Below are 11374 nucleotides of genomic sequence, written 5' to 3' on the forward strand. Positions count from 1 at the left end.
GAACCGCCCTGTCCGGTCGGCGCTTGCCCCTTTCGCGCGGGCGCGGCCCGCAGTATAGAGCATCCACGCAATAGCGGAGGCCCCATGCGCAACGCCCGGATCACCCGAAAGACCGCCGAAACCGATATCACCGTCGAGATCGCGCTCGACGGCACCGGTAGCTACGACAACCGCACCGGCGTCGGCTTCTTCGATCACATGCTCGACCAGTTGGCGCGCCACGCGCTGATCGACATGACCGTGGCTTGCGAGGGCGATCTGCATATCGACGATCACCACACCGTCGAGGACGTCGGCATCGCCCTCGGGCAGGCGCTCTCCCACGCCATCGGCGACAAGCGCGGCATCCGCCGCTACGGGGCTTGCCTGCTGCCGATGGACGACGCGCTCGTGCGTGCCGCGCTCGACCTGTCGGGACGGCCCTATCTGGTGTGGAACATGGACCTGCCCACCGCGAAAATCGGCACGTTCGATTGCGAACTCGTGCGCGAATTCTTCCAGGCGTTCAGCACGCATGGCGGCATCACCCTCCATGTCGAGGCGCTCGCGGGGATCAACAGCCACCACATGGCCGAGGCCGCCTTCAAGGCCGTCGCCCGCGCCCTGCGCGACGCGATGGAGAGCGACCCGCGCAAATCCGACGCGATCCCCTCCACCAAGGGCAGCTTGTAAATAATGACCACCGTCATCGTCGATTACGAGAGCGGCAACCTGCACTCGGCCCAAAAGGCGTTTCAGCGCATGGCGCGCGAAACGGGGACGGGCGAGGTCATCGTCACCGCCGACCCCGACACCATCCGCCACGCGGACCGGATCGTGCTGCCCGGTGACGGGGCTTTCCCCGCCTGCCGCCGCGAACTCTACGATCATCGCGGCGTCTTTGAGGCCATAGAGGACGCGGTCACGCGGGCGGGCCGCCCCTTCCTCGGCATCTGCATCGGGATGCAGATGCTGGCCACGCGCGGGATGGAATACGGCGAAACCCCCGGTTTCGACTGGATCGGCGGCACGGTCGAGGCGATCACCCCCGCCGACCCCGCCCTCAAGGTGCCGCACATGGGCTGGAACGATCTGGTGATCGACCACCCCCACCCGGTGCTCGACGGGATCGCGACAGGCGATCACGCCTATTTCGTGCATTCCTTCCATTTCCGTGTGGACGACCCCGCCCATCTCGTGGCGCATGTGGATTATGGCGCGCGCGTCACCGCCATCGTCGGGCGCGACACCATTCTCGGCACGCAGTTCCACCCCGAGAAAAGCCAGGCCACCGGCTTGCGCCTCATCGCCAATTTCCTGCGCTGGCGGCCCTGAATGGCCGTGGACACGGCACCAGACCCACTCCCCGCGATCCTCCAAGAGATCGCGGCAGAGGCCCGCGCCAGCCGCGACCGCGGCAAGGTGGCCGACTACATCCCGGAACTCGCCGCCATCGACCCCGATCAATTCGCCATCGCCATCGCGCGGCCCGGACAGCCCACGCTGACGGCGGGCGACGCGGCTGTGCCGTTCTCGATCCAGTCGGTCTCCAAGCTGTTCATGCTGGCACTCGCCCTCGGTCGGCTGGGCGACCGTTTGTGGAATCGCGTCGGGCGCGAGCCCTCGGGCCATTCCTTCGATTCCATGCTGCTGCTGGAGCTGGAGAAGGGCCGCCCGCGCAACCCGTTCATCAACGCGGGCGCCATCGTGACCACCGATGCCGTGCTCGAAGGCGCCACCCCGCGCGAGGCGCTGGGCGCGCTCCTGCGCTTCATTCGCGCGGCGGCGGGGGACGAGGCAATCCATATCAATGACCGCGTCGCCGCCTCCGAGACCGCCACCGGCCACCGCAATTTCGCGCTCGCCCACTACCTGCGCTCGCATGGCAACCTCAGCAACCCGCCCGAGATGACATTGGGCACCTATTTCCACCAATGCGCGGTCGAGATGACCTGCACGCAACTCGCCAATGCCGGGCTCTTTCTGGTGGGCGGCGCGGGCGCCCCCCGCCTCGTGTCACAGGCCCGCATCCGCCGCATCAACGCGCTGATGATGACCTGCGGGCATTACGACGGATCGGGCGATTACGCCTTTCGCGTGGGCCTGCCGGGCAAGAGCGGCGTAGGCGGCGGGATTCTGACCATCGTGCCGGGGGTGGCCTCGGTCGCGGTGTGGTCGCCGGGGCTCAACCACTACGGCAATTCCCACCTCGGCACAGAGGCGATGGAACGGCTGGCCGCGCGCACCGGCTGGTCGGTCTTCGGCCCGGATGGCGAGGTCTGAAAGGCCGCGCGCAACGCTGTGAGTGGACCTTGATCCGCAGGTGCCCGACACCCGGCACACTGGTGCCAAGTGGTGGTCGGGCGTGACATGCTGCGGACATGCGGCTGGGCGCGCGTCGCGAATGGCCTTGAGCGGACGTTGCCGTCTGGTCCCGGCGCGGAATCAAGGCCGAAGGCCGCCGCGCCATCGCATGTCCGCCCCCCGGACAGGCGATTTGGCTAAGCTAGCTCGCCAATTGCATGTTTTTCGGGAAAGCAGAAATAAAGTGCCCTGAAGAACCGTTGGATCGCCTGCCCGCGGACATGCAATGACACGGCTCACGGCAACGGCAGCTACAGACCAGACCCAGCCCCCGCATGCTACCGCGCCCACAGTTTCGGCTCGGCCATCTCCAGAGAATTCCCCGCCGGATCGCGGAAATAGATCGAGCGCGCGCCATTCGGCCAGTGGAAATCCGCCTCGATCTCCACCCCCGCCGCCTCCAGCCGCGCGCGCCACGCGTCGAGCGCCGCGCCGTCCACCGCAAAACAGAAATGCCCCGGCCCCTGCGCGCCATGCGGCGGCACCGGCATGTCGGGGTTCGAGGGCGGCTTGCACGTCTCTCCGGGGTTGAAGATCAGCAGCACGCCGTCGCCCACGCGATAGAAAACGTGCCGCGCGCCCACCCGCACGACCCGTTCCAGCTCCAGCACCCCGCCATAGAACCGCTCCGCCGCGTCCAGGTCGGCGGCATAGAGCGCGGCTTCGAGAATGGCGGGCGCGGGCGCGGCGGGCAGGTCGGTGTCACTCATGCCGCCATCATAGCGCGGCGCGGCGGCGCGCGAAACCGCGCGGCGCTCACTGCATCTTGCGCCAGGTGCCCCCGTCGCGGCAGATGAACATCACGCAGCCACTGACCTCGAGGCGCTCGCCCTTCAGTTCCAGCTTGGAATTGTAGGTCTTGTCGCGGTCGGGGCTGTAGACCTTGCCCTTGTATTCGCCGCCGCCCACGGGGACTGTCTCGGAGATGATATTGCGCCCGATATTGTCGCTTTGCGTCTCGTTGCCGTTTTCGTCGTAGGACTTCACCAGCTTGCCGCACAGCTTGTTGCCGCAGGGGGCCACCTGGATGAGGCCGAAATGCCCGTTGTCATCCTTGGCCGTCTGCCACATGCCCAGAAGCGGCTCGGCAGAGGCCATTCCCGCACCAAGGCCCAGAACGGCCGCCATCATCACCAGTTTACGCATCTCGTCTCCTCCCTGAGATATCGGGCAAAACCTGAGCCCAAGGCCGGGGCCAAATCAAGTCTGACGTCGGGTCGCGTTGCAAATCCCGCGCCACGCCTGCATAAGCGCGCCCGACACTGTCAGCGAAGGGCGCCGCCGATGATCCTCTACCCCGCCATCGACCTCAAGGACGGGCAGGCCGTGCGCCTCCTGCGCGGCGACATGGACCGCGCCACCGTATTCAACGACGACCCGGCGGCGCAGGCGCGCGCCTTCGTCGAGGCGGGCTGCGAATGGCTGCACCTCGTTGATCTCAACGGCGCCTTCGCCGGCGCGCCGGTCAATGCCGCCCCGGTCGAGGCGATCCTGGCCGAGGCCCGCGTTCCCGCGCAGCTTGGCGGCGGCATCCGCGACATGGCCACCATCGAGGCGTGGCTTTCCAAGGGGCTCGCGCGGGTCATCCTGGGCACGATCGCGGTCGAGAACCCCAGCCTCGTGCGCGAGGCCGCCCGCACCTTTCCCGGACAGGTCGCCGTGGGCATCGACGCGCGCGCGGGCCGCGTCGCCACCAAGGGATGGGCCGAGGTGACAGAGGTCGACGCCACCGACCTCGCGCGCTCATTCGAGGACGCGGGCGTCGCCGCGATCATCTACACCGATATCGAGCGCGACGGCGCCATGCAGGGGCCAAATGTCGAGGCGACAGCAGCGCTTGCCCGCGCCGTGTCGATCCCCGTCATCGCCTCGGGCGGCGTGTCCTCGCTCGACGACCTGATCGCGCTCAGGGATTGCGGCGCATCGCTCAACGGCGCCATCTCGGGCCGCGCGCTCTACGACGGCGCGCTCGACCTGCGCGCCGCACTCGCCGCGCTCAAGGGCTGAGCGCGGCGCAAGGACGTTACTGCCCCGCCGCTTTCGCCGTCAGCTTGCCCAGCGCGCCGGTCATCATCTTGATATACTCGGCGTCATCGTCGATCGCGAGGTCGTCGAACATCTCCTTGGGGTCCTCGTAGGCGAGCCACACCTGCCCCGCCCCGTCGCGATAGACCAGCACCTTCATCGGCAGGAACAGCCCGGCCACCGGGTCGTCCTGCATCGCCTGCGTACCGATCTTGGGGTTGCCGAAAATCAGCACCTGCGTGGGCGCAAGCTCCATATCGACCGACGCCGCGCCCGCCGTGTGATCCACGCGCGCGAATACGTTGGCCCCCGCGCCCGTCACCGCCGCTTCCAGCCGGTCCATCGTGGTGCCCACGTCCGAGAAGGACTTGACCTTGACGATATCGTCACTGCTGGCCAGCGCGGGAAGCCCCGCCATGACCATCGCCGCCGCCGCAAGAAAACGCTTCATGATAAACTCCCTCGATTCCGGAACAGATAATGCGCGCATCCTCTGGCATCCGGACCGGAATGCCCATAAACAACGCCGTGAAATTCCTGTAACGGCAACAATATGCTCAAGACCCGGATCATCCCCTGCCTCGACGTCGCCGATGGCCGCGTGGTCAAGGGTGTGAACTTTGTCGATTTGCGCGACGCGGGCGACCCGGTCGATGCCGCGCGCGCCTATGACGCGGCGGGTGCGGACGAGTTGTGTTTCCTCGACATCCACGCCACGCACGAGAATCGCGGCACCATGTTCGACGTGGTCCGCCGCACCGCCGAACAATGCTTCATCCCGCTCACCGTGGGGGGCGGCGTGCGCACCCCCGAGGACGTGCGCGCGCTGCTGCTGGCGGGTGCCGACAAGATCAGCTTCAACTCGGCCGCCGTGGCCGACCCGGACGTGGTGGCCCGCGCCGCCGACCGCTTTGGCAGCCAGTGCATCGTGGTGGCCATCGACGCCAAGACCGTCGCGCCCGGCAAGTGGGAAATCTTCACCCACGGCGGCCGCAAACCCACCGGCATCGACGCGGTCGATTTTGCCCGGCTTGTCGCAAGCAAGGGCGCAGGCGAAATCCTGCTCACCTCGATGGACCGCGACGGCACGCAGCAAGGCTTCAACATTCCCCTCACCCGTGCCATCGCCGACGCGGTGGACATCCCGGTGATCGCAAGCGGCGGCGTCGGCACGCTCGACCACCTCGTCGAGGGCGTGACCGAGGGCCATGCCTCCGCCGTCCTCGCCGCGTCGATCTTTCACTTCGGCACCTATTCCATCGCCGAAGCCAAGGCCCACATGGCCGCCGCGGGCATCCCGATGAGGCTTTCGCGATGACCCTCGACGATCTCGCCCGCATCATCGCCGACCGCGCCGGCGCCGACCCGTCCGATAGCTGGACCGCGAAACTGCTCGCGAAAGGCCCGGAAAAATGCGCCGAGAAATTCGGCGAGGAGGCCGTCGAGGCGATCATCGAGGCGGTCAAGGGCGACCGCGAGGGCCTGACGGCAGAGGCGGCGGATGTCCTCTTTCACCTGCTCGTCATGCTGCAATCGCGCGGGGTGGCGCTGGATGACGTGATGACAGAGTTGGCGCGCCGCCAGGGCACATCCGGCCTGAATGAAAAAGCGTCCCGCCCGAGAGACTGAACCCATGATCCGCCATATCGTCTTCTTTTCCGCCACCAACCCGGAGGATGTCGAGCACATCCGCGAGGGGCTGATGATGCTCGCGGATATCCCGCATTCCAGCCATTTCGAGGTGGGCCGCAACCTCCAGAGCGACGCCATATCCGCCGACCGGGTCGATCTCGTCGTCTATGCCGAGTTCGACAACGAAGAGGCGCTCGCCGCCTACAAGGCGCATCCCGTCTATGCCGCCTGTATCGCCCGCGTGCGCCCGCTGCGCGAATTGCGCATCGCCGCAGATTTCAAGGCCGGCTGAGGGCCCGCGCGCCCCGGACTCTTGAAAAGAGTCCGGACCGGAAAATTTTCAATTTTCCGCGGCCATGCCGCCGCCAAGCGCCGCCTCCGCCGCCGCAGCGACGCGCAGCAGCCGCTCCTCCTGATTGGGCTTGCCGCACAGCATGATGCCACAGCTTGGCACCCCCGTTGGCAGCGTCACCGCGCACAGCCCCATCAGGTTGCCCACCCGCGTGTTGCGCAGCGTCAGCAGGTTCTCGGTGACATAGTACGCGTCGTCGCGCATCAGCCGCGCCTGATCGGGCGGCAGGTTGGGCGCCGCGGGCATGAGCACCGCGTCATACCCCGCCACCCGCGCGTGCCACGCCGCGCGCAAGCTGTCGAGCTTGCGCCACGCGGCCACGTAATCGGCGGCGGAGAACGCCTTGCCGCCGCGGAACCGTTCGAGAATCGGCGCGAACATCTTCTCCGGTGCGGCCTCGATCTGGTCGCGCCACAGGCCATAGGCCTCGCCCGTATAAAGCACCGGTGACAAGGGCATCGCCTCGGCCACTTCCGGCGCGGCGATCTCGTCGATCACCGCCCCGGCCTCGCGCAGCGTCGCGATGGCAGCGGCGTGGGCGGCCTCGGGGCCCTCGCGCAGATCATCCATCACCACCGTTTGCAGCGCGGCAAACCGCGCACCCTTCAGCGACGCGCCCCGCAAATCGGCGGGCCGTCCGCCCTCGATAGCGGCGAGGGCAAGCGCCGCATCCTCGACATTGCGCGCCAGCGGCCCCACCGTGTCGAAACGCGCGCATAGCGGCACCACGCCCTCGCAGGACACCCGCCCCGCGGTGGTCTTTAGCCCCACCAGGTCGTTCCATGCCGAGGGGATGCGCACCGACCCGCCCGTGTCAGAGCCGATCCCGCAGGCAGCAAGGCCAAAGGCCACGCTCGCCGCCGCCCCCGAGGACGACCCGCCCGGCACGGCCTCTGCGTCGTTGACGCAGGGCGGCGTCGCGGTGATCGGGTTGAGCCCCAGCCCGGAAAACGCCAACTCGCTCATATGCGTCTTGCCCAGGCATACCAGCCCCCCCGCCGTGGCGTTGCGCAGCACTTCCGCGTCGCGCCCCGGCACCCGCCCCTTCAGAAGCGCCGATCCCGCCTCGGTGGCCACGCCCGCGCTGTCAAAGAGATCCTTCCAGCACACCGGCACCCCATCGAGCGACCCGCGCCGCTGCCCGGCCTTCGCGCGCGCGCCCGCCGCCGCCGCCTCGGCGCGGGCACGGTCCTCGGTCACCGCGCTGTAGATGCGGTCGCGCGCGGGATGCGCGGCGATCGCGGCCAGGTAGGTATCGCACAGCGCCTCCGCGTCGATCTCTCCCCGACCGATCCCCCGCCCCAGATCGCCCGCGCTCATCATCAGCCAGTCCTGCATCGCCCGCTCCCGTTTTTCGTGCTCCGCTCCTTGCTAGCGGCAGAGCGGCGCATGGACAATCCCGCGCGCACCGACATATTTAGGGGCATGGACCATGACAGCGATCTCCTCATCGTCGGCGGCGGGCTCAACGGCCCGGCCCTCGCGCTCGCCGCGGCACGGGCGGGGCTTTCCAGCACGGTGATCGACGCCCTGCCCGAACCCGCGCGCAAGAACGCCGCCTTCGACGGGCGCGCCTATGCGCTGGCGCTGGCCTCGGTGCGGCTCCTGCGCAATCTCGGGGTCTGGGAGCGGGTGGCGGAAAACGCCCAGCCGATGCTGGAAATCAAGGTCTCTGACGGGCGCGCGGACCAGGGGGCGTCGCCCTTCTTCATGCATTTCGACCATGCCGAGATCGAGGAAGGCCCGATGGGCCACATGCTCGAGGATCGCTTCCTGCGCCGCGCGCTGATGGAGGCGATGGCCGAGGAGCCCCGCATCGCACAGGTCTCGAATGACACGGTGACGGGGCAAGAGGTAGACGCCACCGGCGTGTCCGTCACCCTCGCCTCGGGCAAGGCGCTGCGCGGGCGTCTGCTCATCGGGGCCGACGGGCGGGCCTCGGGCACCGCCGCGCGGGCGGGGATAAAACGCACCGGGTGGGGCTATGGCCAGACCGCCCTCGTCGCCGCCATCGAGCACGCGCTGCCCCATCACGGCATCGCGCACCAGTTCTTCATGCCCCCCGGCCCGCTCGCCATCCTGCCGCTGCCCGGCAATGTCAGCTCCATCGTCTGGTCAGAGACCGACGCCACCGCCGCGCGCTTCGCCGCCCTCTCCGATGCCGAATTCATGGAGGTGCTGCGCCCGCGCTTCGGCGATTTCCTCGGCGATATCCGGCTCCGTGGCAAGCGCTACACCTACCCGCTCTCGCTCACCGTCGCCCAGAGCTTCATCGCCCCCCGCCTCGCGCTCGTGGGCGACGCGGCGCACGGGATGCACCCGATCGCGGGGCAAGGGCTCAACGCCGGGCTGCGCGATGTGGCGGCGCTGGCGCAGGTCCTGACCGAAGCCGCGCGCCGCGGCGAGGATATCGCCGCGGCGGACGTTCTGCGACGCTACCAGCAATGGCGGCGCTTCGACACGGCCACGCTGGCGATGGCCACCGACCTCACCAACCGGCTCTTCTCCAACGACAACCCGCTCCTGCGCGCAGCCCGCGATCTCGGCATGGGCGCCATCGGCCACATGCCCGCCCTGCGCCGCGGCTTCATCCGCGAGGCGGCGGGCCTCACCGGCGACCTGCCCGCACTGATGAAGGCGTGAGAGGACAGCCGTAGCGCCAGCCGCCCGAGACGGACTACCGGCCCGCACGACCATATGCGGGCGTGGGGAGCGGTGTGAATGGCCTGGAGTGGACCCTCACAGCTTGGTGCCAATGCGCGGAATAGGGGCGCGCTTGCGCGCCGCCGCGCATCGCCGGGCCGCCCTCACGGCACGGCGATATGGCTGCAACCTGCGCGCCGCTCAGGCCTTTCTCGGATTTGGCTGCCATAAAGCGCGGCAGGACCACCGTGGGATCGCCGCGCCGCGGCCCGTCAATGCACGGCTAACTCGAATGTCCGCTCCAGGCCATTCTCCGTCCCCCCGCACCGCCTCATTGTCCACCACGTGCCCGGCCCCATCACCCGCCGAAATCTCCACACCGGCTCGGTGCACTCTTCCCTCCTGCCCCCTTTCCCCCTATCTCGAACCCATGATCGGGCGCGCCCTCCTCCTCTCCCTGTCCCTCACCCTCGCCGCCGCCCCGGCGCGGGCTGATTGCGTCGTGCTGCTGCACGGGCTGGCGCGCAGCGACGCGTCCTTCCTCGTGATGCAGGAGACGCTCGAGGCACGCGGCCTTGACGTCTACAGCCCCGGCTACCCCTCCACCGAGGACCGCATCGCACGGCTGGCCGAGGACATCCTGCCCTTCGCCTTCCGCGTCTGCGGCGACACCACCACCCATGTTGTCACCCATTCGATGGGCGGCATCCTGCTCCGCGTCTGGCTGGCCGAGCAGCGCCCCGCCAACCTGGGCCGCGTGGTGATGCTCGCCCCCCCCAACCACGGCAGCCAGCTGGTGGACGAACTGGGCGGGCTGGAACTCTTTCGCTGGCTCAACGGCCCGGCGGGGATGCAGCTTGAAACCGGGCCCGAGGGCCTGCCCGAGACCCTGCCGCCGGTGGATTTCGAGCTCGGCGTGATCGCGGGCAACCGCTCGCTCAACCCGTATTTCTCCTCGCTGATCGCGGGGCCGGACGATGGCAAGGTCTCGGTCGCCTCCACCCGGGTAGAGGGCATGGCCGATCACATCACCCTGCCGGTCACGCATACCTTCATGATGAACAACCCGCTGGTCATCGCGCAGGTGACAGAGTTCCTCGCGCATGGCCGCTTCGATCCCGACCTGACACTTGCCGACGTGATCTTCGGGCGCGACGAGAAATGAACCTGCCCGCGCTCACGCTGACGGGGGCCGAGTTCCTCTGGCCCGACGGCCCCGGCCCCGGCCCGCTCAGCCTGCGCGACGGGCTGATAACCGACGATCCCGCCCCGCGCCGCGTTGACCTGTCAGGCTTTCTCGTGCTGCCGGGGATGGTGGACGCGCATGGCGACGGGTTCGAGCATCACCTCGCCCCGCGCCGCGGCGCCCTCGCCGAGCCCGCCCTCGGCCTGCCCGCCGCCGAGGCCGAGCTGGCGGCAAGCGGCATCTCCACCGCGATGCTGGCGCAGTTCGTCAGCTGGGAGGGCGGGATGCGCGGGCCAGAGTTCGCCGCCCGGATGCTTTCAGCGCTCGATCATGCGCGCGACGGGCTCGCCACCGACCTGCGCGTCCAGCTTCGGCTGGAAACCGCGTTTCTCGATGCCTACCCTGCGCTCGAGGAAATGGTCGCGCGCCACCGCGTCGGCTACGTGGTGTTCAACGACCATGTCCCCCACGCGGCGCTGGCTGCCGACAAACGCCCACCGCGCCTCACCGGGCAGGCGCTCAAGGCCGGACGCAGCCCCGAGGCGCATCTCGCGCTCCTGCAGCGCCTGCACGGCAACGCCGCCGAGGTGCCCGCCGCCCTCGACGCCCTCGCCGCGCGGCTCACCGCCCAAGGCGTGCGCCTTGGCAGCCACGATGACACCACCGCCGGGGATCGCCACGCCGCCCATGCCCGCGGCGCGCGCATCGCAGAGTTCCCCGAGACGGTGGCCGCGGCAGAGACCGCCCGCGAGTTGGGAGACGCGGTGGTGATGGGGGCACCCAACCTCGTGCGCGACGGATCGCACAAGGGCAACGCCGGGGCGCGCGAGATGGTGGCCGCCGGTCTCGTCACCGCGCTCGCCTCGGACTACCACCCGCCCTCGCTCGCCCGCGCGGCCTTTGCCCTCGTCGATGCCGGCATCTGCGACCTCGCGGCGGCATGGTCCCTCGTCTCACGCGGGCCCGCGCGGATGCTCGGACTCGGCGACCGCGGCGAATTGCGCCCCGACCTGCGCGCCGACCTCACGGTGATCGACCCGGCCACCCGCCGGGTCACGGCCACGATCAGCGGCGGGCGGGTGAGCTACCTCTCCGGCGAGGCGGCGGCGCGGTTCCTGGGCTAGGGCCGCCACCTGACGCGCGGAACCGGGCGGCGGCGGTTGGCCTATTCCTGCCATTCCATGCAACAGTCG

Annotated in this window: 14 protein-coding genes; 10 read left to right on the top strand and 4 right to left on the bottom strand. The window is 69.1% G+C overall.

The features are described 5' to 3' along the window. Window positions 1–84 precede the first annotated feature (84 nt). The 3 genes from hisB to C6W92_RS02770 are packed head-to-tail and all read left to right on the top strand — an operon-like array spanning window position 85 to window position 2262. Complete coding sequence (gene hisB, locus C6W92_RS02760; protein ID WP_129431547.1) at window positions 85–672, top strand: imidazoleglycerol-phosphate dehydratase HisB; 588 nt, start codon at window positions 85–87, stop codon at window positions 670–672. A 3-nt stretch (window positions 673–675) separates the two neighbouring features. Then, a complete protein-coding gene (gene hisH, locus C6W92_RS02765; RefSeq protein WP_129431548.1) occupies window positions 676–1314 on the top strand; it encodes an imidazole glycerol phosphate synthase subunit HisH in 639 nt (212 codons plus the stop codon). Continuing rightward, window positions 1315–2262, top strand: a complete 948-nt coding sequence (locus C6W92_RS02770; RefSeq protein WP_129431549.1) for a glutaminase — start codon at window positions 1315–1317, stop codon at window positions 2260–2262. 359 nt (window positions 2263–2621) lie between these two features. Here C6W92_RS02770 and C6W92_RS02775 read toward each other — a convergent pair whose 3' ends face one another. Both C6W92_RS02775 and C6W92_RS02780 read right to left on the bottom strand, forming a co-directional pair. Next, on the bottom strand, window positions 2622–3053 hold the full coding sequence (locus C6W92_RS02775) for a VOC family protein (RefSeq protein WP_129431550.1): 432 nt from the start codon (window positions 3051–3053) through the stop codon (window positions 2622–2624). A 46-nt stretch (window positions 3054–3099) separates the two neighbouring features. After that, the gene (locus C6W92_RS02780) at window positions 3100–3489 is read right to left on the bottom strand and encodes a DUF2147 domain-containing protein (RefSeq protein WP_129431551.1); all 390 of its coding nucleotides are present in this window, start codon (window positions 3487–3489) and stop codon (window positions 3100–3102) included. A gap of 138 nt (window positions 3490–3627) precedes the next feature. Between C6W92_RS02780 and hisA the strand changes: the two genes are divergently transcribed. Beyond that, complete coding sequence (gene hisA / locus C6W92_RS02785; RefSeq protein ID WP_129431552.1) at window positions 3628–4350, top strand: 1-(5-phosphoribosyl)-5-[(5-phosphoribosylamino)methylideneamino]imidazole-4-carboxamide isomerase; 723 nt, start codon at window positions 3628–3630, stop codon at window positions 4348–4350. A gap of 16 nt (window positions 4351–4366) precedes the next feature. Here the strand turns inward: hisA and C6W92_RS02790 are convergent, their stop codons facing one another. Then, a complete protein-coding gene (locus C6W92_RS02790; RefSeq protein ID WP_129431553.1) occupies window positions 4367–4819 on the bottom strand; it encodes a DUF302 domain-containing protein in 453 nt (150 codons plus the stop codon). A 102-nt stretch (window positions 4820–4921) separates the two neighbouring features. Between C6W92_RS02790 and hisF the strand changes: the two genes are divergently transcribed. Genes hisF through C6W92_RS02805 form a run of 3 tightly spaced genes read left to right on the top strand, consistent with a single transcriptional unit; the run spans window position 4922 to window position 6292 of the window. Then, window positions 4922–5686 (top strand): imidazole glycerol phosphate synthase subunit HisF, encoded by a 765-nt coding sequence (gene hisF / locus C6W92_RS02795; protein ID WP_104017517.1) that lies wholly within the window; start codon window positions 4922–4924, stop codon window positions 5684–5686. Next, entirely contained in the window at window positions 5683–5997 is a 315-nt protein-coding gene (locus C6W92_RS02800) for a phosphoribosyl-ATP diphosphatase (protein WP_129431554.1), read from the top strand. Before hisF ends, C6W92_RS02800 begins: the two co-directional genes overlap by 4 nt. Before the next feature lie 4 nt (window positions 5998–6001). Next, entirely contained in the window at window positions 6002–6292 is a 291-nt protein-coding gene (locus C6W92_RS02805) for a Dabb family protein (protein WP_104017515.1), read from the top strand. A gap of 48 nt (window positions 6293–6340) precedes the next feature. Here the strand turns inward: C6W92_RS02805 and C6W92_RS02810 are convergent, their stop codons facing one another. Then, on the bottom strand, window positions 6341–7690 hold the full coding sequence (locus tag C6W92_RS02810) for an amidase family protein (RefSeq protein ID WP_129431555.1): 1350 nt from the start codon (window positions 7688–7690) through the stop codon (window positions 6341–6343). A 51-nt stretch (window positions 7691–7741) separates the two neighbouring features. Here C6W92_RS02810 and C6W92_RS02815 point away from each other — a divergent pair, with 51 nt between their 5' ends. From C6W92_RS02815 to C6W92_RS02825, 3 genes are all read left to right on the top strand, one after another. Next, complete coding sequence (locus tag C6W92_RS02815) at window positions 7742–8995, top strand: FAD-dependent monooxygenase (protein WP_129431556.1); 1254 nt, start codon at window positions 7742–7744, stop codon at window positions 8993–8995. A gap of 430 nt (window positions 8996–9425) precedes the next feature. Further along, window positions 9426–10160 carry an alpha/beta fold hydrolase gene (locus C6W92_RS02820; protein WP_129431557.1) on the top strand — a complete coding sequence of 245 codons (735 nt, stop codon included), beginning with the start codon at window positions 9426–9428 and terminating at the stop codon, window positions 10158–10160. Then, window positions 10157–11305 carry an alpha-D-ribose 1-methylphosphonate 5-triphosphate diphosphatase gene (locus tag C6W92_RS02825; RefSeq protein ID WP_129431558.1) on the top strand — a complete coding sequence of 383 codons (1149 nt, stop codon included), beginning with the start codon at window positions 10157–10159 and terminating at the stop codon, window positions 11303–11305. The genes C6W92_RS02820 and C6W92_RS02825 overlap by 4 nt, the downstream gene beginning before the upstream one ends. The last annotated feature ends 69 nt before the right edge of the window (window positions 11306–11374 follow it).

Origin of the sequence: Roseovarius sp. A46 (genome assembly GCF_004126395.1) — a bacterium.
GTDB lineage: Bacteria > Pseudomonadota > Alphaproteobacteria > Rhodobacterales > Rhodobacteraceae > Roseovarius > Roseovarius nitratireducens.